Origin of the sequence: Peptostreptococcus porci (assembly GCF_009695815.1) — a bacterium.
Lineage (GTDB): Bacteria > Bacillota > Clostridia > Peptostreptococcales > Peptostreptococcaceae > Peptostreptococcus > Peptostreptococcus porci.
Window position 1 is genome coordinate 229,867 of record NZ_VUNE01000001.1, and the last position, 22,523, is coordinate 252,389.

At 34.4% G+C, this 22,523-nt stretch carries 18 protein-coding genes; 17 read left to right on the plus strand and 1 reads right to left on the minus strand.

Annotation, left to right across the window (positions count from 1 at the left end):
- Positions 1-37 precede the first annotated feature (37 nt).
- From FYJ71_RS00930 to FYJ71_RS00945, 4 genes are all read left to right on the plus strand, one after another.
- Positions 38-1,045 (plus strand): electron transfer flavoprotein subunit alpha/FixB family protein, encoded by a 1,008-nt coding sequence (locus FYJ71_RS00930; RefSeq protein WP_154536977.1) that lies wholly within the window; start codon positions 38-40, stop codon positions 1,043-1,045.
- Positions 1,046-1,386: 341 nt separating this feature from the next.
- Positions 1,387-2,379 carry a 2-hydroxyacid dehydrogenase gene (locus FYJ71_RS00935; RefSeq protein ID WP_154536978.1) on the plus strand — a complete coding sequence of 331 codons (993 nt, stop codon included), beginning with the start codon at positions 1,387-1,389 and terminating at the stop codon, positions 2,377-2,379.
- 48 nt (positions 2,380-2,427) lie between these two features.
- Positions 2,428-3,753 (plus strand): branched-chain amino acid transport system II carrier protein, encoded by a 1,326-nt coding sequence (gene brnQ, locus FYJ71_RS00940; RefSeq protein WP_154536979.1) that lies wholly within the window; start codon positions 2,428-2,430, stop codon positions 3,751-3,753.
- 250 nt (positions 3,754-4,003) lie between these two features.
- Positions 4,004-5,188, plus strand: coding sequence for a pyridoxal phosphate-dependent aminotransferase (locus tag FYJ71_RS00945; RefSeq protein ID WP_154536980.1), 1,185 nt, complete (start codon positions 4,004-4,006; stop codon positions 5,186-5,188).
- Between the two features lie 447 nt (positions 5,189-5,635).
- Here the strand turns inward: FYJ71_RS00945 and FYJ71_RS00950 are convergent, their stop codons facing one another.
- Positions 5,636-6,730, minus strand: a complete 1,095-nt coding sequence (locus FYJ71_RS00950) for an AI-2E family transporter (RefSeq protein WP_154536981.1) — start codon at positions 6,728-6,730, stop codon at positions 5,636-5,638.
- A 205-nt stretch (positions 6,731-6,935) separates the two neighbouring features.
- Between FYJ71_RS00950 and FYJ71_RS00955 the strand changes: the two genes are divergently transcribed.
- The 13 genes from FYJ71_RS00955 to FYJ71_RS01015 all read left to right on the plus strand — a co-directional run bounded on the left by FYJ71_RS00955 (position 6,936) and on the right by FYJ71_RS01015 (position 22,518).
- Positions 6,936-7,331, plus strand: coding sequence for a hypothetical protein (locus FYJ71_RS00955; RefSeq protein WP_154536982.1), 396 nt, complete (start codon positions 6,936-6,938; stop codon positions 7,329-7,331).
- 38 nt (positions 7,332-7,369) lie between these two features.
- Positions 7,370-9,346, plus strand: a complete 1,977-nt coding sequence (gene uvrB, locus FYJ71_RS00960; protein WP_154536983.1) for an excinuclease ABC subunit UvrB — start codon at positions 7,370-7,372, stop codon at positions 9,344-9,346.
- Between the two features lie 126 nt (positions 9,347-9,472).
- Entirely contained in the window at positions 9,473-10,048 is a 576-nt protein-coding gene (locus FYJ71_RS00965; RefSeq protein ID WP_195836869.1) for a nitroreductase family protein, read from the plus strand.
- Positions 10,049-10,075: 27 nt separating this feature from the next.
- Positions 10,076-12,901 (plus strand): excinuclease ABC subunit UvrA, encoded by a 2,826-nt coding sequence (uvrA, locus tag FYJ71_RS00970; protein WP_154536985.1) that lies wholly within the window; start codon positions 10,076-10,078, stop codon positions 12,899-12,901.
- Between the two features lie 233 nt (positions 12,902-13,134).
- On the plus strand, positions 13,135-14,397 hold the full coding sequence (sstT, locus tag FYJ71_RS00975) for a serine/threonine transporter SstT (RefSeq protein ID WP_154536986.1): 1,263 nt from the start codon (positions 13,135-13,137) through the stop codon (positions 14,395-14,397).
- 401 nt (positions 14,398-14,798) lie between these two features.
- Complete coding sequence (locus FYJ71_RS00980) at positions 14,799-15,467, plus strand: hypothetical protein (RefSeq protein WP_154536987.1); 669 nt, start codon at positions 14,799-14,801, stop codon at positions 15,465-15,467.
- Position 15,468: 1 nt separating this feature from the next.
- Complete coding sequence (gene uvrC / locus FYJ71_RS00985) at positions 15,469-17,283, plus strand: excinuclease ABC subunit UvrC (protein WP_154536988.1); 1,815 nt, start codon at positions 15,469-15,471, stop codon at positions 17,281-17,283.
- A gap of 3 nt (positions 17,284-17,286) precedes the next feature.
- Complete coding sequence (gene hprK / locus FYJ71_RS00990) at positions 17,287-18,228, plus strand: HPr(Ser) kinase/phosphatase (protein WP_154536989.1); 942 nt, start codon at positions 17,287-17,289, stop codon at positions 18,226-18,228.
- A 127-nt stretch (positions 18,229-18,355) separates the two neighbouring features.
- Positions 18,356-19,270, plus strand: coding sequence for a UDP-N-acetylmuramate dehydrogenase (gene murB / locus FYJ71_RS00995; RefSeq protein WP_154536990.1), 915 nt, complete (start codon positions 18,356-18,358; stop codon positions 19,268-19,270).
- 2 nt (positions 19,271-19,272) lie between these two features.
- Positions 19,273-20,010, plus strand: coding sequence for a PHP domain-containing protein (locus tag FYJ71_RS01000; RefSeq protein WP_154536991.1), 738 nt, complete (start codon positions 19,273-19,275; stop codon positions 20,008-20,010).
- Positions 20,011-20,037: 27 nt separating this feature from the next.
- Positions 20,038-20,901, plus strand: a complete 864-nt coding sequence (gene rapZ, locus FYJ71_RS01005) for an RNase adapter RapZ (protein WP_154536992.1) — start codon at positions 20,038-20,040, stop codon at positions 20,899-20,901.
- Positions 20,902-20,913: 12 nt separating this feature from the next.
- Positions 20,914-22,065 carry a gluconeogenesis factor YvcK family protein gene (locus tag FYJ71_RS01010; protein ID WP_154536993.1) on the plus strand — a complete coding sequence of 384 codons (1,152 nt, stop codon included), beginning with the start codon at positions 20,914-20,916 and terminating at the stop codon, positions 22,063-22,065.
- Positions 22,066-22,101: 36 nt separating this feature from the next.
- The gene (locus FYJ71_RS01015) at positions 22,102-22,518 is read left to right on the plus strand and encodes an NUDIX hydrolase (RefSeq protein WP_154536994.1); all 417 of its coding nucleotides are present in this window, start codon (positions 22,102-22,104) and stop codon (positions 22,516-22,518) included.
- The last annotated feature ends 5 nt before the right edge of the window (positions 22,519-22,523 follow it).

Below are 22,523 nucleotides of genomic sequence, written 5' to 3' on the forward strand. Positions count from 1 at the left end.
GAAATTAATATAGAATAATTGAAAGGAAGATTACCTAATGAACAGAGATATATATGTAGTAGTTGAACAGGTAGACGGTGTCGTACAAAAAGTAGGCATCGAGCTAATTGGTATTGCAACAAAGCTAGCTGCAGATTTAGAACAGAAAGTAGTTGCAGTATTACTAGGAGATAAAGTTAAGGGGTTAGCAGATACATTAATTCAACATGGAGCTGAAAAAGTGATATACGTTGAAGATCCAATGTTGGGAGTATATGCAACTGAACCATATACAAAGGCATTAAATGCAATAATTGAAGCAAAAAATCCTGAGATAGTTCTTTATGGAGCTACTTCAATCGGTAGAGATTTGGCTCCAAGAGTTTCAGCAAGAGTACATACTGGTCTTACTGCTGACTGTACAAAGCTAGAAATAGATCCAGAAACTAAATTGTTATTGATGACTAGACCGGCATTTGGTGGTAACATAATGGCTACCATCATTTGTAAAGAGCATAAGCCACAGATGGCAACAGTTAGACCTGGAGTTATGCAAGCTTTACCAAAGGATTCTTCAAGAACTGGTGAAGTTGAAGAATTCAAAGTTGATTTTGCACCAGAGGATATGAATATTACGATAAGAGAGGTTGTAAAATCTACTCACGCAAAAGTTGATATAACTGAATCAAAGGTATTGGTATCTGGTGGTAGAGGTATTGGTAGTGCAGAATATTTTGACGTGCTAAAAGAGCTTGCTGATGAGTTGGGAGGATTGGTTACTTCTTCAAGAGCAAACGTTGATGCAGGTTGGATAGGAAGAGAAAGACAGGTAGGACAGACTGGTAAGACAGTTAGACCTGACTTGTATATGGCTTGTGGTATATCAGGAGCTATTCAGCACTTAGCTGGTATGGAAGATTCTGAATTTATCATTGCGATCAACAAAGATACTCATGCTCCGATATTTGGTGTGGCAGATCTTGGAATAGTTGGTGACGTTCATAAGATAATACCGCTTGTTATTGAAAAGGTTAAAGCAATAAACGAGTCAAAAAAAGATATATAATATGAATTAATTACCGTTTGTTGACTTATTAATACAGTAATATCTCAACAAAAAGTATAGTTTGTATTAATTTATTATTGAATTGTTTAAATTAATAAAAACATTCATTTTATTTTAATAATTCATAGAAAAGACTGAAATAATGTAGTATAATATATCTAGGATGACTGTTGATACTCCTAGATATATAACTACATTTTAAGGAATTATAGTATTTTAATAGTTATTTATGAGACTCGGTTTGAAAATTAATTGACTGATAATTTAAAAAATTATTCTCTACTATTTTTTTAAAAAAAAGAGTTAATTAAATAACAAGTATATCTAAGGAGGAAGGAAAAATGGTAAAGGTTAGAGTTACATGCAATAAGAACATTATTGAAAGATTTGGTGTTGAGAAACCAGCAGGCTGGGATTTCAAATACATCAACTATCCTTGCTCTGATGAAGAACTAGTTGAGCAGTGTAAAGATGCTGATATAGTTTTCTGTGGACCAGTTGACTATTTCAGAAGAGAAGTTATCGAACAACTTGACAACTGCAAATTAATTCATTCATTAGGAGTTGGTTTTGATAAGATTGATTTGGAGGCTGCCAAAGAAAAAGGTATCTATGTTTGTAACAACAGAGCTGTAAATGCTGCTCCAGTTGCAGAACTTGCTGTGGGGCATATGATCAGTTGCTTGAGAAGAATGCCTGAGGCAGATGCTAAAATCAAAGCTAGAGGTGTTGATGGATTTAATGAAAGTTTCAGAGAATACCAGGTAAAAGGTCAAAATGAATTAGGTTCAAGAGTTATTGGACTTGTTGGTTTGGGCGCAATTGGTAAGGCTGCAGTTAGAATGCTAAGGGCTTTTGGATGCAAAATAATGTACTATGATGTTTTTAGAGCTACAGAAGAATATGAATTGGAAAACGATTTGACATTCTGTACATATGAAGAAATTCTTAAACATTGTGACATCATTTCATACCATGTTCCTGTTCTTGATTCTACAAGAGATATGGTACGCAAAGAAACTATAGAAATGATGAAGAAGGATGCAATTATTATTAATGTAGCAAGAGGTGAAATCGTAAATAACGAAGATTTGGCTGAAGCACTAAACAATGGCAGAATTTTTGCAGGACTTGACGTTATCGCTCCTGAACCACCAACAGCAGATCATCCATTATTCAACCTAACTGACGCTGGTAAGGCTAGACTTTCTATAACTCCTCATATAGCTGGAACAACTGATGATGCTTTTATTAGAATGTCTGAATGGTCTTATTCTGACATGGTTAAGGTAATGAACGGCGAAAGACCAAACAATGTAGTTAATGGTCTGTAAAATCACACAGCTTCAAGCTGAATATTTTAAAGAAAAAGGTGAATTAGTATGGAAATTAAGAGAAAAGACGTAATCATTTGTGGTTTTGCATTATTTGCAATTTTCTTTGGTGCAGGTAACCTAATATTCCCTCCATATCTTGGTATAGTAGCTGGGGATAGATGGTATGTTGCTATGTTTGCTTTCTTGCTTTCAGATCCTGTTCTTCCAATCCTTGGTGTTATTGTAACTGCCAAGTTGGGTGGTAGAGCTGATGATCTAGGAAAAAGAGTTAGTCCAAAGTTTTCTAAGTTTATTGGTACGATAGCAATTTTGACAATAGGACCTTTCTTTGCGGTTCCTAGAACTGGGGCAACAACACATGAAATATTTGTAGCTCCATTGTTCCCAAGTGTTCCTAACTGGGTAACTTGTATAATATTCTTTGCAATCACACTATATATAACTTTGAATCCTGGTAAGGTTATAGATGTTATAGGTAAATATCTTACTCCTGCATTGATTGTAATACTTACTTTGATAGTAATTATAGCAATAGTTAATCCTCCAGATGCAAAGGTAACTACAGAAGCAACTGGATTGTTTACAAGAGGTTTCTCTGAAGGATACCAGACTATGGATGCATTGGGATCTCCATTGATGGCAGGTATTGTTATAACAGATTTGATTAGACGTGGATATACGGATAAAGAAGTTCAGTTTAAAGCGAGTGTTCAAATTGGTATAGTTTCTTTCATACTATTGGCCCTTGTTTATGGTGGATTGACTTATGCAGGTGCGACTGTAGGTGGTCACTTTAATGCTGATAGCGAAAGAACTGCAATCCTAATAGGAATGGTTGAATTGATGCTTGGTAATGTTGGTAAGGTATTTATGGGTGTTGCTGTTGCATTAGCTTGTTTAACTACATCTTCAGGTTTTTCATCTACTTGTGGTAACTATTTTGAAACAATTTCAAATGGTAAACTAAAGTATAAGAATGTTGTGTATGTTTGTGTTGCTATAGCATTGGCATTATCATTGATAGGTGTTAGTGGATTGATAGCGATAGCTGTTCCAATATTATCAGCAATATATCCTGTTTACATAGTGCTTATCATCATGTCTATATTTGATGAAAAGATTAAGTACAACTGGACTTACACAGGTGCTGTTATAGGTGCATTTGCTGTTGCATTAGTTGAAAGTATCAACCTTGCTTCAGTAATGAGAGGAGGCACAATGTTACAAGGTGCTGCGGATTCTTTAAGAGCACTTCCACTAGGACAGTTTGGTTTTGAATGGTTATTACCAGCAGTGGTATGCTCAGTAGTTCTAACATTGATAAGTATGGTTGGAAAAGTTGGAAAAACAATAAACGATCCACTAGAATAATATTATAAGGCAATTCGATAAAATATTAGATATAAATAAATTGAATAATATTTGTAATGGGCAGATTGTGTTTTATAAGAGATTTGAGGCTACAATTTGAGATTACAAAGGAAATAAATATATACAATATGGAAATGATTACCTTTTTAGGTAGTAAATAAAAGTGATAACGACTTAACGTCCCCATCCCTAGAATGGGGATCGTTAGGGCGTCATAAAAAAACGTTTTACGGTATGGGAGGTAGTAAAAATGGTTTCACAAGACATGATTAAATTGGGTACAGCTAAGTCTGTTATCAGAGAATTAGCTGCTTTTGGTGCAGCCAGATCTGCAGTAGTTGGTGCTGAAAATGTATTGGATTTCAGTTTGGGTAATCCAAGTGTTCCAGCTCCGAAGGAAGTTCAGGATGCAATAGTAGACATAATTAAAAATAATGAACCAAAAGTTTATCACAGCTATAGTTCAGGTGCTGGACACGATGCTTGTAGAACTGCAATTGCAAATAATTTAAACAAGAGATTTGGAACAGATTACACAAAAGATAATCTGTTGATGACTTGTGGTGCAGCTGCTTCACTAAACATCGTTTTCAAGGCTTTAATAGCTTCAAATGATGATGAAATAATGGTATTAGCACCTTTCTTCCCTGAATATACAGTATGGATAGAAGGTCACGGAGCAAAGCAAGTTTTAGTTCCTTGTAAAGATGATATGCAGTTGAATGTTGAAGGAATTAGAGAAGCACTAACTCCAAATACAAAGGCTATTATAGTAAACTCACCTAATAACCCATCAGGCGTTATATACACTAAGGAAGAGGTTGAACAGCTTTGTGCATTGCTAGTTGAAAAATCTAAGGAATACGGACATCCTATCTACCTAATCACTGACGAACCATATAGAGAATTAGTATTGATAGATGGTCTAGAAGTTCCATTTATACCAAACATGTATGACAACACAGTAGTTTGTTATTCATGGTCAAAATCTTTGTCACTTCCAGGTGAACGTATTGGATATGTTCTTGTTCCAAACAAGGTGGAAGATAAAATGGTTATGGCAGCCGTTGCTGGTGCTGCGAGAGTATTGGGATACGTTTGTGCTCCAACATTATTACAGATGGTAATTGAAAGATGTGTAGATGTTGATCCTGACTTGACAGTTTATAAAAAGAACAGAGATTTATTGTATGATGGTCTTACTAAACTAGGATATAGAGTTGCTAAGCCAGCAGGTGCATTCTATCTATTCATAGAAGCTCCAGATGGTGATTCAGAAAAATTCTCTGAAAAGGCAAAAGCTTATGATATGCTAGTTGTTCCAGGAACAGGATTTGGATCAAAAGCACATATGAGATTATCATATTGTGTTGAAACTGAAAAGTGTGAAAAATCACTTGCAGTATTTGAAAAGTTGATGGCAGAGTACAAGTAAATTAGGTTTTAAATAAGAAAAATTACATGCGATTAATAGCAGATTTTTACAGGTATATTGTTTAGAAATGTGCATAGTAGATGACAAAAAATGTCAAAGTGCAATCAAGTAAGGAACAACAATAGTATATGGCAAAAATCTTGAGATTAATTATATAGAAAATATAAAAAAAAATAGTGTTAAGAACACAAAATATTGTAATACAAAAAGATAAAAATTATTTTAAAACAACAAAAAACAAAATCAATTCGAAAATCAAAAAAATTAATTTATAACTAGGGGGCTATCTTGTAGCTCACTAACAAACACCATAGGAAAGTGAGATTATCCTATGGTGTTTGTTTTTTAGTAAGCATAAAGACATTTGTATTTTAAGCATCATTTATTTACATGGCTTGTTTGTGTCATCTATTTACATAGTTTGTTTATATCATTTATTTACATAGACTATTTATTTACATAATTTTTTAAAATTTTATAAGCAGTGGCTGCCAAAGGTAGTCCAAATAGTATTCCGTTTATTCCTAAAAGGCCACCACCAACGACAATTGCGACCATTACCCAAAGTCCTGGTAATCCCACTGAATTCCCAACAACCTTAGGATAAATCACATTTCCTTCAATCTGTTGAAGTACTATTAAGAACAGTATAAAGAAAGCTGCTCTTACAGGATTTACTGTCAGCATCATAACAAATCCAAAAGCACCTCCAATATATGCACCAACGATTGGAAGTAATGAAGTTAATCCTACAACTGAACCGATCATTGTAGGATATGGGAATCCAAGAACAACCAGTCCTACAGTACAAAGAGTACCAAGTATTATTGCCTCTGTAAATTGGCCTATTATGAATGCTCTGAAAGTATCATTTGCTATGTCAAGGACATAGTAAGCTTTGTCTATTATGGACATTGGTAAAACCTTCTTGAATAATTTATCAAATTGACCTTTTAATTTTTCCTTGCTGGAAACTATGTATAGGGCAATAATTGTGCCCATTACGAGATTGGTAGCAATGTTGAAAATAGATCCCAAAAACCATACAAAACCACCAGTCCATGATGTGATTATTTTTAGTAGTTTTTGAACTATATCCTTTGCATCAAGATTTAATTTGGATAATTCCTTGCTTACTGATGTGAATTCGCTGAAATTACTTTCCAAGCTCTTCTTTATTGTATTTACGAAATCAGGAAATGATTTAGAAAATATTACAATTGAGTTTTTTAGTTGAGGTACTATCAATCTCGAAACTAAAATTGCAAATAGAATTATCAATAAAAGTGCCAATAATATGCTTAGACCTCTTTTAATTTGTGGTTTAATTTTTATTTTTCTATCGGTAAGTACCTTTTTTTCTAAAAAGTCAACAAGTATACTTATAATAAAAGCGAGTATTATGCCTAATATCACAGGACTGAATACGGACAATACTTTAGATAATAGCTTTGTGATACTATCAAGCTTCATTACGATTGCCAGTATAACTCCAATAAATATCACTAATTTATAGATGTTTTTATCAATTTTTTTAATCATTATTTCTTCCTTTACAAAATACAAAACTCAAATATTTCTAGAATGTGTTCCACTTTATTTTCAGTGTTTCCTTACACTGATTACTATATATTCTACCTTATATAAAAACTAAATACAATATTTAAAATATATGATAGAATATTAATAAGAAATTATAATATAGTTATGTGGTAGCAATTCTAAAAGCTTCAAAGGAGGAATTTATATGTTAGAGTTTTATAATGATGAAAAAGTTATCGCCAGTTTGGAGACAAAAAGAAAGCTGGATTTAAAAAGTCAAGGGACGAATATGGTTGCAAATTGTCTGTTGGGGCAAAATAGGACATCAGGTATGGTTCCTGATTTATATACTTTGATTCTTACTGAAAAAACTTTTTATGCAGAATATAGCAAGAGCAGTTTGCATGGTGTTAAGCCTAAGAAAATAACAAAACTAAACATACCTAATGAAGATATAAAAGAAATTGATTTGGTTGACAAGGAAATGGATAAATATTTATATATAAAATCTGATTGGGGTAAGGAATACTATTTCGTAATAGATTCTGTAGAGAAAATAGGAATAGTGTCGAAGTTTATCGATTATTTTAAAAAGGATTAGTATATGTCGAATATATTTTGATGTGGATAGGAGGAAAAATGGAGTTTAATCTTGTTTCTGATTTTAAGCCGACCGGCGATCAACCTGAAGCTATTGGAAAAATTTCAGAGTCGATTAAAAACGGCGAGAAATTTCAGACTTTGATTGGTGTTACCGGTTCGGGTAAAACTTTTACAATGGCAAATATAATTCAAAAAGTTAATAAACCAACATTGGTGCTGGCTCACAACAAAACTCTTGCAGCACAGCTGTACAGCGAATTTAAGGAGTTTTTTCCAAACAATGCAGTAGAATACTTCGTTTCATATTACGACTATTATCAACCGGAGGCATATGTCGCTCACAGTGATACATATATAGAAAAAGATGCAAGTATCAACGATGAAATAGATAAGCTGAGGCATTCAGCCACTGCATCAATATTGGAGAGAAGAGACACAATAATCATTTCATCTGTTTCTTGTATTTACGGTTTGGGGGATCCAAAGGACTATAAAGAACTGATGTTATCACTCAGACCAGGTATGATAAGAGATAGAGATGATATAATCAAGAGGCTTGTTGAAATACAGTATGAGAGAAATGATGTGAATTTTGTCAGAGGTACGTTTAGGGTCAGAGGAGATGTGTTGGAGATTTTTCCGGCTGGAAATGACGAGAGAGCCATTAGAATTGAGTTCTTTGGAGACGAAATAGATAGAATTACGGAAATTGACTATTTGACAAATAAGGTATCTGGTGAAAGACACCATGTTGTTATTTTTCCCGCATCCCATTATGTAACGACTCCTGAGAGAATTGAAACGGCTATAAAGTCGATAGAAATTGAATTGGAAGAAAGGATTAAATTCTTCAAGGACAATGATAAGCTACTAGAGGCACAGAGAATTGAGCAGAGAACAAATTATGATATCGAGATGCTTAGAGAAATTGGATTCTGTCAAGGAATAGAGAATTACTCGAGACATATTACTGGAAGAGCAGTTGGCGAGAAACCATATACCTTGATGGACTTTTTCCCAGATGATTTTTTAATCATAGTAGATGAATCTCATGTTACAATTCCACAGGTTAGAGGGATGTATGCAGGCGATAGATCGAGGAAGACGTCGTTGATAGATAACGGATTCAGACTTCCATCTGCATATGACAATAGGCCGCTGAACTTTGAAGAATTTGAGGAAAATATAAATCAAATACTATTTACAACGGCTACACCAGGACCGTATGAAATGCAGAATTCAGAAGTTTTTGCTGAACAGATTATACGACCTACTGGACTATTGGATCCACTAATTAGTGTTAGGCCCGTTGAAAATCAGATTGACGATTTAGTAGTTGAGATAAATAGAAATATTGAAAGAGGGGAAAGGGTTCTGATAACGACACTTACCAAGAAGATGAGTGAAGATTTGACGAACTATCTCTTAGAGTTAGGAATTAAGGTAAAATACCTTCATTCAGATATCGTGACTTTGGAGAGAACAGAGATAATCAGAGATTTGAGGTTGGGAAAATTCGATGTTTTGGTTGGAATAAATTTGCTTAGAGAGGGACTTGATATTCCTGAGGTATCCTTAGTTGCAATTCTTGATGCTGATAAGGAAGGTTTTTTGAGATCTGAAACATCGATGATCCAGACCATCGGTAGAGCTGCGAGAAATTCGAATGGTAGGGTAATAATGTATGCTGACAAGATAACGGATTCTATGAAGAGAGCAATTGATGAAACTGAAAGACGTAGAAGTATTCAGATGGCATACAATGAAAAATATGGTATTGTTCCGAAGACTATCAAAAAAGATGTCAGGGATAGTATAGAGGCGACAAAGGTTGCTGAAGAGGTTGAAGTATACAGCAATATGGATGTTTCAAAGATTAAAAATCAATCCGATATTTCAGATTTAATAATAGTATTGAAATCAGAGATGATGCTGGCAGCCGAGAATTTGGAATTTGAAAAAGCGGCTCAGCTTAGAGATAAGATAATAGATTTGGAAAAGAATTTGAAGTAATTTAAAGTAATGTAATGTAATTTGATGTAATGCAATATAAAACAATATAATGTAATATAAAGCAATATAGTATAATATAAAATTATTTAATGTATTATAAAATAATATAAAAAAATGGAGGTTGCTATGAATTTTAAAGAATTGGTGATATCAAATAGAACTTGCAGAAGATATGATTCTTCAAAGAAGATAAGTAGAGAAGAAATGATTGATTTAGTGGAGCTTGCCAGATTCACTCCAAGTGGAATTAATAAGCAAGGGTTGAGATTTGCAGTGGTTTGTGATGATGAAACAAATGCAAAGGTATATGATAATCTGGGTTGGGCTGGATATTTGAAGGAATGGCCGGGTCCAATAGAATCTGAAAGACCTACAGGATATATTGTATTCTTGACAGACGAAGAATATGGAAAACCAATGGCTGAGGATGTTGGAATATGTTCACAGACAATATCATTGGGTGCAAGAGCTGAGGGAATGGCGGCTTGTATTTTTAAGAGTTTTAAGGGAGAGCCAATTATCGACATATTAGGCTTGGAGAAAGAAAGATACAAGGTTATTTTGGTTATGTCGATTGGATATCCAGTTGAGGAAGTTGTTGTTGATGATATCAAGCCAGGTGATGATATCAAATATTATAGAGATGAAAAGCAAGTACATCATGTTCCAAAGATAGTCCTTGAAGACTTGATTGTAAAATAGGAACATAGTTAATGAAAGAGAGAATTGATGAAAGATTTTATTACAATAAAAGGAGCTAGAGAAAACAATTTAAAAAATGTAGACCTAGTAATTCCAAGAAATAAGTTTATAGTGTTTACAGGGCTTTCGGGTTCTGGAAAGTCTTCTTTGGCATTTGACACGATATATGCAGAGGGGCAGAGAAGGTATGTTGAGAGCCTGTCCTCCTATGCCAGACAGTTTTTGGGGCAAATGGATAAGCCGAGCGTGGACTATATTGAGGGACTTTCCCCAGCAATATCAATAGATCAGAAAACTACTTCGAAAAATCCACGTTCGACTGTTGGTACAGTTACAGAGATATATGACTATCTTAGACTATTGTTTGCAAGAGTTGGAGAAGTTCATTGTCCGATATGTGGAAATGTAATCAGTCAAATGACGATCCAAGAGATTGTGGACAAGGTTATGGCATACGACGAAAGATCGAGAATCCAAATTTTGTCTCCAATGGTTAGAGGTCAAAAAGGAACTCATAAAAAGACTTTGGATTTTATCCAAAAAGAGGGATATGTAAGAGTCAGAGTAGATGGTGAAAACTATGAAATTACTGACGATATCGAGCTTGAAAAGAACAAGAAACACTCTATTGAGGTGGTTGTCGATAGAATAGTTGTAAAGGGTGGCATTGAGGCCAGATTGGCTGATTCCATCGAAGCAGCAGTAAAATTATCTGATGGATTAGTTGCGATTCAGGATTTAAACGGAGACGAAACACTTTTCTCCACAAAGTTTGCCTGCCCTGATCACGGTGTGGGAATTGAAGAGCTATCTCCAAGAATGTTTTCTTTTAATGCACCATTTGGTGCGTGCGAGGTTTGTAATGGACTTGGGGAAAGTAAAGAGGTAGATGTCGATTTAGTCGTTCCGAATAAAGATCTTAGTTTAAAGCAAGGAGCAATTGCAGCTTGGTCGAGCAATGGACTTAACGACAATACCTATTACACGAAGATGATTTTGGCACTGTGCGATAAGTTCAATGTTTCGATTGATACGCCGTTCAAAGATTTACCAGAAGATTTTGTACAGGAACTGCTATACGGTGATGAAAATGTGATTGTGTCGTTTGAATTTGAGTCGAAATTTGGTGGCTATAAGGAATACAAAAATTATTATGAGGGTGTCATCGTCAATCTTGAGAGAAGATATAAAGAAACGTACTCGGATGCAATGAGAGATAGAATCGAAGAGTTTATGTCGGAAAAGCCGTGTCCAAAATGTAAGGGAAAAAGGCTAAAGCCAGAAGTATTGGCAGTAACAGTCGGAGGCAAGGATATTATTCAAGTCACAGAACTGTCTGTTGAGGATTTGGTGGACTTTATGAAAAATTTGCAGCTGAGTGAAAAAAATTCATTTATAGCAAAGGATATACTAAAAGAGATCATAGAGAGGTCGAGCTTTTTGAACAATGTCGGATTGGGATATCTCAACCTATCGAGAAAGGCAGGCACGCTTTCTGGAGGAGAATCGCAGAGAATAAGGCTTGCGACTCAGATAGGTTCAGCCCTAACTGGTGTTTTGTACGTATTGGACGAGCCTAGTATTGGGCTTCATCAAAGAGACAATGATAAGCTGATTTCGACATTGAGAAAGCTGACTGACTTAGGAAATACACTTATCGTTGTTGAGCATGATGAGGACACGATGAGAGCCTCAGATCATATTGTGGATATAGGTCCGGCGGCAGGTATTCATGGTGGAGAAATCGTGGCACAGGGTACGGTGGAGGAGATAATAAAAAATCCAAACTCTATTACAGGGAAATATTTGAGTGGCGAGATAGGTATTCCAATTCCTGAGGCTACAAGAGAAGGTAATGGTAACTTTATTCGTGTAATTGGAGCAGAGGAAAATAATCTTAAGAATATCAATGTTGATTTTCCATTGGGTAAGTTTATTAGTGTTACTGGGGTATCGGGATCTGGTAAGTCGACACTCGTAAATGAAATATTGTATAAGGGTCTTGCGCAAAAGATAAATAAATCGAAGTCTAGGCCAGGAAAGCATAAAGAAATACTTGGAATTGAAAACATTGATAAAATAATAAATATCGATCAGAGTCCTATTGGGAGAACTCCTAGGTCAAATCCAGCTACATACACCGGTGTTTTTGATATGATTAGAGATCTCTTCGCATCAACTAATGAAGCAAAGGCGAGAGGATATAAAAAAGGAAGATTTAGTTTCAACGTAAAAGGTGGAAGGTGTGAAGCCTGTAAGGGTGATGGAATATTGAAGATAGAGATGTTCTTCTTACCTGATGTATATGTTCCATGTGAGGTATGCAAGGGCGAGAGATATAATAGAGAAACCTTGCAGGTAAAATACAAGGATAAAAGTATTTCTGATGTTCTTGATATGAATGTAGAAGAAGCATTGAGCTTTTTTGAAAATATACCTACTATTAAAAGAAAACTAGAAACCTTGATGGATGTAGGCTTATCATATATAAAATTGGGGCAACCTTCTACACAGCTTTCAGGTGGAGAGGCTCAGAGAATTAAGCTTGCAACTGAGTTGAGTAAAAGACCAACTGGAAAAACAGTTTATATATTGGATGAGCCGACAACAGGTTTACACTCAGAAGATGTCAGAAAATTGATTGAAGTGTTGCAGAGAATTGCTGATACAGGAAATACGGTAATTGTTATTGAGCACAATTTGGATGTGATTAAAACAGCAGACCATATAATTGATCTTGGTCAAGAGGGTGGCAATCTTGGAGGTAATGTGATTTTCACAGGTACACCAAGAGAAATATGTGATTTTAAGGAAAGTTATACAGGTAGATACTTAAGTAAAATTATGAAATAACGCAAAAAAATCAATACAATAAACATTTATCATATATTAATATTAATATATTTTGAACTATGATTTAGTATATAAAGAATTATTAAAAAAATGAATATTGTATAGATAATAATTGCAAAATATTATATAATATCTATAAATATGAGACACTGTGCTCTGAATTTGCGGCACAGTGTTTTCTATTAAGTGTAGAGTTATTATTTTTAATATAATTTTTATAGGAGGTATTTACTATGAGAGATTTACTCAGCAAGTGGAATAGCATAAGTCTCGTAAAGCGTATTATTGTTGGTATGTTTATCGGTGCTATTCTTGGAATTGTTGTCCCGAAATGGGAAGGAATAGGGATTTTGGGTTCTCTATTTGTAGGTGCATTGAAGGCAGTGGCACCATTGTTGGTTTTCTTCCTAGTTATAGCTGCGATTTCACAGCATAAATCAGGACATAAAACTAATATGAAAAACATTATTGTGTTGTATTTGATAGGAACATTTTCAGCTGCACTTGTAGCAGTTTTGGCTAGTTTCATTTTCCCAATTGAATTGGTATTGGCAGAAGGAGCAACCGACGTGACGGCTCCAGGTGGAATCGCAGAAGTATTAAAAACGTTACTAATGAATATAGTTGACAATCCAGTCAATGCATTAGTTTCGGCTAATTATATCGGTATTTTAACATGGGCAATTATTTTTGGTTTCGCTTTGAGAAATTCCTCTGAAGGAACAAAGTCACTTTTGGTTAACATTTCTGAAGCAGTATCACAGGCTGTTAGATGGGTAATAAGTTTTGCACCGTTTGGTATTTTGGGCTTGGTATATAGTACAGTATCTACAAATGGGCTTGGAGTTTTCGCTGATTACGGAAAACTGCTGCTAGTTCTTGTTGGTTGTATGTTCTTTGTTGCACTAGTAGTAAATCCTATAATAGTGTGGACACAGACGAGAACAAACCCTTATCCACTTGTTTTTAGAACGCTTAAAGATAGTGGATTATATGCATTCTTTACTAGAAGTTCTGCTGCAAATATTCCTGTTAATATGAAGCTTTGTAAGGATCTTGGGTTGGATAAGGATACATATTCAGTTTCGATTCCTTTGGGAGCAACTATAAACATGGCTGGTGCATCTGTCACAATTGCAGTGTTGGCGTTGGCAGCTGCTAATACTTTGGGAATCAAGGTCGATTTACCAACTGCAATTATTCTTTCTGTATTATCTGCTGTATCTGCTTGTGGAGCGTCAGGTGTTGCAGGAGGATCGTTGCTATTGATACCACTTGCGTGTTCACTATTTGGTGTACCAAACGATATAGCAATGCAGGTTGTTGGAGTTGGTTTCATAATAGGGGTTATTCAGGACTCTTGTGAAACTGGACTTAACTCTTCTTCAGACGTTCTATTTACAGCAACAGCAGAATTGGCTGAGAGAAGAAAGGCTGGCAGAAAGGTAGATTATGCATCAATAATCGCCGATGCAAAAGCCGTAGAAAATAATTAATTATTAGAAAAAGTCGACTGAGGAAATGTGTCGACATAAAAGGAAATATTGAAAATAATAATATAATAATATAATAATATAATAATATAACTACACTGAAATTGATTTATAAGTATTGAAAAATCGGAATATTTATGAGATATTATCTTGGATAATATTTCGATTTTCGATAGTAAGTTATCAATTAGATCATGAATAAAAACTGAAACATATGTGGCAGCATCTTGGATACTTGGTATTCTGGGTGCTGCTATTTTTTATAAAAAGGGTTGATTGTATGATGAATTAGTTTATAATAAAAAGTAAATAAAAAAGATTTTAAGCAAAGTGATATAAAAATGAATTGCTACCCTAGTTATTTTTTCGTTGGTAAAAATAATATCTATACAATTGAAATATTAGTGGGTAAAGCTAATTTGAATATATATGATAAAGAAAAAAATACTTCAATAGCTGATGAGAAAATAAATCATACATTATCTCCTTCAATGTTCGAGTATAATTCGGATTTATATTACTATATGAATGATAAAAATAAAGTAACTCTTTATAACCATACGAAGAAAAAATCTAAATTGACACTTGAAGGTATTAATGAGGTTCTATATACACATCTTGATGGTGATACGATATATGTTTTAGGAAAATTTATTGAAGATGATGAAAAAGGACAAATAGGCAAATATGATTTAATAGAGTATAATCTGAAGACGAAAGCAATATCAAAGACAATTATTAAAAATGATTCCTATAGATATATGTTTTCTGATTTGATACTGTTTAACAATAATATTATTTTGCAGGAAGATATTACTATGGTACTTTTTAAAAATAAAAAGGAAATAGTATATTTAGATAGAGTTTCAAAGCAAACAAAAAATATTATAGTAGACGAATATCCTCAATCAATAAGCGTAGATAATGAAAATAATCTGATACTAGTATCCAAGAACAGTATCTCTATATACGATAAGGATTTTAAATTAATAAAACATAAAAAAATAGATATTATCGAAAAAGATGACTATGGTCGAAGGTTTAACTCATACATTGTAATAGGAGGAAAGTAGTTTGTTTGATATTAAGGCTCATTTGAAGATTTTGCCGGATAGTCCGGGTGTCTACATAATGAAAGACAAATATGATAATGTAATTTACGTTGGAAAAGCAGTATCTCTAAAAAATAGAGTAAGACAGTATTTTCAGTCATCGAAAAATCACGCTGATAAGGTGAAGTCGATGGTAAAAAATATTAGTAGCTTTGAGTATATAATGACTGACTCTGAATTAGAAGCATTGATACTGGAGTGTAATTTAATAAAAAAATACAAGCCGAAGTATAATGTATTGTTGAGGGATGACAAAACCTACCCATACATAAAGGTTACCGTTAACGAATCTTATCCAAGAGTGATTAAAACTAGAAGGATATTAAAGGATGGAGCAAAATATTTTGGACCATACTCGAATGTTTCTGCTGTAAATGATACTTTGGAAGCTATAAGAAACATATATCAGCTTAGAACCTGTAATATCGATATAGACAAGGCGATTAGACAAGGGAACAGACCATGTCTAAATTATCACATAAAAAGGTGTACAGGTCCTTGTACAGGAAGAGTTGATAGAGCTGAATACATGGATATGGTAAATGAAATAACACTGTTTTTATCTGGTAAGCAGGAAAATCTTATTGATACGATGACTCAGAGGATGAAATACTATTCTGATAATCTGATGTTTGAAGAAGCCGCAAAATTTAGAGATAAGATATCGAGCCTGAATGATGTAATTGAAAAACAAAAGATTTCAAATGTACAAAATAATTCTGATCAAGACGTGATTGCTATGGCAAATACTGAAGATGAGGCGTGTGTTCAGGTGTTTTTCATTAGAAATGGTAAAATTTCAGGCAGAGAAAATTTTATGCTAGAAGGTGTACAAGGTAGTGACAGAGAGGTCATATTGGGATCATTTATCAAGCAGTTTTATATGTCTCAGGAATATATACCGAAAGAGCTGATAGTCGAAGAAAGCTTTATGGATTTGGAGATTGTTACAGAGATGCTTTCTTCCAAGAGAGGTACAAATGTCAGCATTAGAGTACCACAAAAAGGAGAAAAAAGAGCACTCATATTGATGGTTAGAAAAAATGCAGATGAGTATTTGACAAAATTTGGTGATTTGAAGAAGCGTAAGTATGAAAAGAGTCTGGGTGCGTTGGAAGAATTGAAGGAGCTGTTGGGGCTGGATTCCATGCTAAATAGGATAGAGGCATATGATATTTCTAATATTCAGGGAGTAGATTCTATCGGAACAATGGTAGTGTACACCAATGGGCTAAAAGATAAAAAAGAATACAGAAGGTTTAAGATAAAAACAGTTGAAGGTGCTGATGATTATGCTTCTATGGCTGAAATACTTGATAGACGATTGAAGCATGGGAATTTACCAGATTTGATTTTACTAGATGGTGGAAAGGGTCAGGTTAGTGCCGTAAAAAAAGTTTTAGATGAAAACGGTGAAGATATACCACTTTGGGGTATGTATAAAGATAACAGACATAGAACTAAGGGCTTGGTAAATTCTGAGATGGAGATTGAACTAGATAATACCTCTGGAATATATAGGTTTGTCGCTAGTATTCAAGAGGAGGTGCATAATTATTCTGTTTCATACCATAGAAGCTTGAGAGACAAGAAGATGACAAAATCGGCATTAGATGACATTTCTGGTGTAGGACCAAAGAAGAAAAAAGCACTGATGGAAAAATTTGGAGATATAGATTCTATCAAAAATTCGAAGGTTGAAGATTTAGTTTCCATAAAAGGGATTAATGAAGAGCTGGCAAAATCTATTTTGAAGCATTTAAAGAAAGTGAGATAAAAAATGAGTGAAGTTACAGTTAGAAATTTAATAGATGATTTGAAATTGACCGAAGTAATATCGCCAAAGGGTAAGGCGGAATTGACGGTAATTACTGAGCAAGAAATAAATAGACCAGGGATACAGCTGGCAGGATATTTTGATTACTTTACTGCCGAGAGAATACAGATAATTGGTAAAACAGAATATACTTTTTTTGGGAATTTTGATATGAAGCATAGAGAAGATACCTTAAAAAAGCTATTTTCATATGATATTCCTGTAATAATAATCACAAGAGGTTTAAATCTAAGAGAAGATTTTTATTACTGGGCAAAAAAATTCGATAAAATTGTATGCACGACTGATAAGGAGACTACAAAATTTATCAATAAGATGTCGTCCTATCTAGATGATAAGATGGCACCACAGGAAACCATACATGGAGTGTTGGTGGATATCAATGGTGTTGGGGTTTTGATAAAAGGAGAGAGCAGTATCGGAAAATCGGAAACTGCACTTGAGCTTGTCCAAAATGGAAATAGATTGGTTGCCGATGATGCTGTGGAGATTAAAAAAATAGACGAGGGTGTATTGGTTGGACAGGCGCCGGAGATCCTTAGAAATTATCTTGAAATAAGAGGGATAGGTATTGTAGATATCAAAAACCTATATGGTGCAAAGAGCATTAACATCAGCAAGAAAATAGATATGGTGGCATATCTGGAAAACTGGAAAGAAGGCAAATATTACGATAGACTTGGATTGGATAGAGATTATGAATATATTTTGGGTGAAAAAATCGAAAAAATAGTAATACCTGTCAAGCCGGGAAGAAATGTTGCCATGGTTTTAGAGGTTGCTGCTATGAACTATAGACAAAGACAATTGGGTATGGATTCGGCAATCGAGTTTACCAGTAAATTGGAGCAAATAATAAGTGAAAAAACTGTAACAAAAAAATAAATTGATTTTGCTATGATTGAAACCATACATTATTTAATTATTTTTTTACAAAGTATTGTTATTTTTTTATATTTTGGTTATTATATAAGGTGGTATAGTTTTATGTAATTGAAAATAGGAGGAAGAAATGACTAAGAATGAATTGTATGGAATGCTTAAAGACATTATAGATGAAAATTCAATTTTTATAGATGAGTCAATGAAAAAACATATTTCCTTCAAAGTAGGAGGTCCGGCAGATGTTTTGGTCAGACCAAAGACGGAAGACGAAATAAAAGACATTTTTAGCTTTTTAAATGATAATAATATACCTTTCCTTGTAAAAGGAAATGGTTCAAATATATTGATTAAAGACGGTGGATTTAGAGGTGTAGTGATTGAAATTGCTGATAATTTCAGTTCGTTTGAAATTGTTGGTGACGATATGATAATTCAGACTGGTGCATTGTTATCTTCAATCGGCAGGGCTGCGATGGAAAATAATTTGACTGGGTTTGAGTTTGCTTCTGGGATTCCGGGAACGCTTGGTGGTGCATTGGCTATGAATGCGGGCGCATACGGTGGAGAGATGAAAAATATCGTTAAATCTGTGAGATTGATGGATGAAAAAGGAAAAATAGTCGAGTTTACAAATGAAGAAATGGAGTTTGGATACAGACACAGCATACTGTCAGACAGAAAAATGATAGCAATTTCGGCAGTTATATCTTTGAAAAACGGAAAATTTGATGAGATAAAGGAAAAGATGGAGGATCTTGCATATCAGAGAAGAACGAAGCAACCACTTGAATATCCGAGTGCAGGTAGTACATTCAAAAGACCAGACGGATATTTTGCTGGTAAGCTGATTCAAGATTCAAACTTAAAAGGTGCGAGTGTGGGTGGAGCGATGGTTTCTGAAAAGCACTCTGGTTTTGTCATAAACTATAACAATGCAACAGCCACTGACATTATCAATTTGATTGAGCATATCAAAAGCACTGTATATGATCAACAAGGCGTAAGGCTTGAAGAGGAAGTAAAGATTTTAGGTGAAGATTAATTATGAAAATTATTGGAGACTTTCATACACATACGATTTTCAGTTGTGGAAACAATGAAAAGAGAAGGCACGCAAAGGGGACGATTGAAGAAAACGTCTTGGTTGCGATTGATAAGGGTCTGAAGAAAATAGGAATTTCGGAGCATGGATTTTCTCATAATTTTTACGGATTATCGAGAAAAAATGCTCTAAAAGAAAGAGAAGAAATAGATAGATTAAACGAGAAATACAGCGATATTGAAATTTTGATGGGGATGGAATGCAATATACTAGATGACAGTGGAAAAATCGACATGGAAGAGGATTTGATAGACAAGTTCGACTATATTCTAGCAGGATATCATTATGGTGCAAAGCCGACTTCATTGAGATCTCTATTGCATAACATAGACAATCTTTTATTTGGTGGAATATTCTCAAAGGAATATAACACTAGAGCCGTTGTAAATGCCATGCAAAAATATAATATCCTATATATAACGCACCCTGGAGATAAAGGGAAAGTGGATATTGAGAGGGTTGCTGACATGGCTGAAAAGACAGGTACAGGGCTTGAAATAAACGGTCATCATAGGAAGCTTAGTCCGGAGATGATCAAGAAAATTGGAGATAGAAATATAAAGTTCTATATCGGTTCTGATGCACATTCTCCAGAGAATGTTGCGAATTTTGAAAAGGCGTTTAAAATTGTAGAGGAAGCCGGTTTGGACGTCAGTAGAATAGAAAATATTGAAATTTAAGTGTGGCGTAAAAAAGGAGGTTTTGATATGAAATTTGTCATAGTAACGGGATTATCTGGTTCTGGAAAAAGTGAAGCAATGCGAGCATTAGAAGATATGGGGTATTACTGTGTCGACAATCTACCTCCTGCCTTAATAGTGAATTTTGCAGAATTGTTTTTTCATTCAAATTCAAATATAGATAAAGTGGCGTTGGGAATTGACATCAGAGGAAGAGAGTTCTTTCAAGAATTAAACTCTGCCTTGGAGCATTTGGATTCTGCTAATTTTAAGTTTGATATGATATATTTGGATTGTGATGATGATGTATTGGTAAAGAGATATAAGATGACGAGGAGAAATCATCCATTGGCGGCAAATTCTCAGATTTCTGATGGAATAAAAAAAGAAAGAGTGATAATGGAGCCTCTAAAAAAATATTCAAGGATGATAATCGATACTAGCAATATGAAGCCAAAGGATTTGAAACAGGAAATTGCTAGTATATATGATGAGGATGATGGTCTAAACAGTCCAAATATCACAATTTCTGTGGTTTCGTTTGGATTTAAATACGGACTTCCAATAGATGCAGATTTGGTATTTGATGTAAGATTTTTGCCAAATCCATACTATGATCTGGATTTAAGACCAAAAACTGGAGATAGCGAAGATGTAAGGGCATTTGTGATGAACTCAGAAGTGAGCAAGGCATTTGTTGAAAAGCTATTTGATCTGTATGATTTTCTAATACCTCAGTATATCAATGAAGGAAAGCAGCATCTAGTGATTGGGATAGGTTGTACAGGTGGAAGACATAGGTCTGTTACAATAGCAAACTATTCTTTTGATTATCTGAATGACAAGGGCTATAGAGTAGTGAAGAAGCATAGAGATGCAAAGTTGGATTAATTGGAGGATATTATGCAGATAAACTTATCAGGACTTGAGATGATACTTGCATTGCTTGCATTTTTGGGTGTGATTTCTTTTATAATTGCATTTTATGTTATCTATAGATTTATTTTATTATACAAAAAGACAGTAGATCAGAATCAGATTACGATTGAAACTATTCAGAAAAATAAATTTGAACCCAAAATAGTCGTAATCGGAGGTGGTACAGGCCAATCTGTTTTTTTGAGAGGGCTTAAGCATACAACAAAGAATATTACTGCCATAGTTACTGTTGCAGATGATGGTGGTGGATCAGGTGCGTTGAGAGAGGATCTTGGAATGTTGCCACCTGGAGATATTAGAAATTGTCTGTTGGCACTTGCGAACATCGAACCTACGATGAATGAAGTAATGCAGTATAGGTTTTCTGATGGAGCGCTTAAAGGTCAAAGTTTTGGGAATTTATTTATCGCTGCGATGACTGGATTATACGATAATTTTGAAACGGCTGTTTACAAGATGAGTCAAATTTTTGCCATTACAGGAAAGGTATTGCCGGTTACTATGGAGGATATCAATCTAGTTGCTGAGTTGGAAAATGGAGAAAAAATAGTAGGTGAATCAAATATACCAAGCGCTGCTAGAAGGGCAAAAAGCAAGATAAAAAAAATGTCCTTAGATAAGGAAAATGCAAAGCCTTTGGATGAAGTTATTACGTCTATAAAGGAAGCTGATGCGATAGTAATAGGTCCTGGCAGTTTGTATACGAGTATTCTTCCAAATATTTTGGTGGATGGTGTGGTAGATGCTTTGTCTAGTTCAACTGCTCCCAAAATTTATATTTGCAATATAATGACACAGCCAGGAGAAACTGATGGCAAGGATGTTGTAGATCATGTAAAAGTATTGCTTGATCATGCAGGAGTGAATTTTATTGATTATGTAATTGTAAATAACGAAGAGTTGCCAGTTGGCGTTTTTGAGAGATACGCAAAGGACGGAGCAAAATTGATTTTATTGGATGAAAAACAGAGGGAATGTCTAGGGCTGTCTGGAATTGCCTGTCTGGAGCAGAAATTAATAGAGATTAGAAGTGGTTATATTAGGCACGATGCTGATTTATTATCAAATGTCGTGATGAAGATTGCAATAAAGCACAGTTATAATACTGATTTGTAAGAATTATAATTAATTCTTTTTTTAAGGAGTGATACTATGAGAGAAGAGGTAAGTGCAGGTGGAGTTGTTGTTCTTGGTAATTCTATACTGTTGCTGAGAAAGTACAATGGTGATTGGGTTCTCCCCAAGGGTAAGGTAGAATTGGGAGAAACTCATAAGCAAGCTGCTCTTAGGGAAGTTAGAGAAGAAACTGGAGTAAAAGCCAAAATAGGAAAGTATTTGGGGGAAATACATTATACATATAAAGAAAATTGGGACGATAGTAAGGACGTTCACAAGATAGTTTATTGGTATTTGATGTGTGCCAAAAATATGGATACTGTTCCACAAAAAGAAGAAGGTTTTGTAGAAGCCAAATTCATTCATGTAAATAGAGTTGCTGATATGGCTAGATATACTGATGAAAAAGAAATAATAAAGGTCGCCTTGAAAGAGCTTGAAAAGGAAAAATAGAGAGA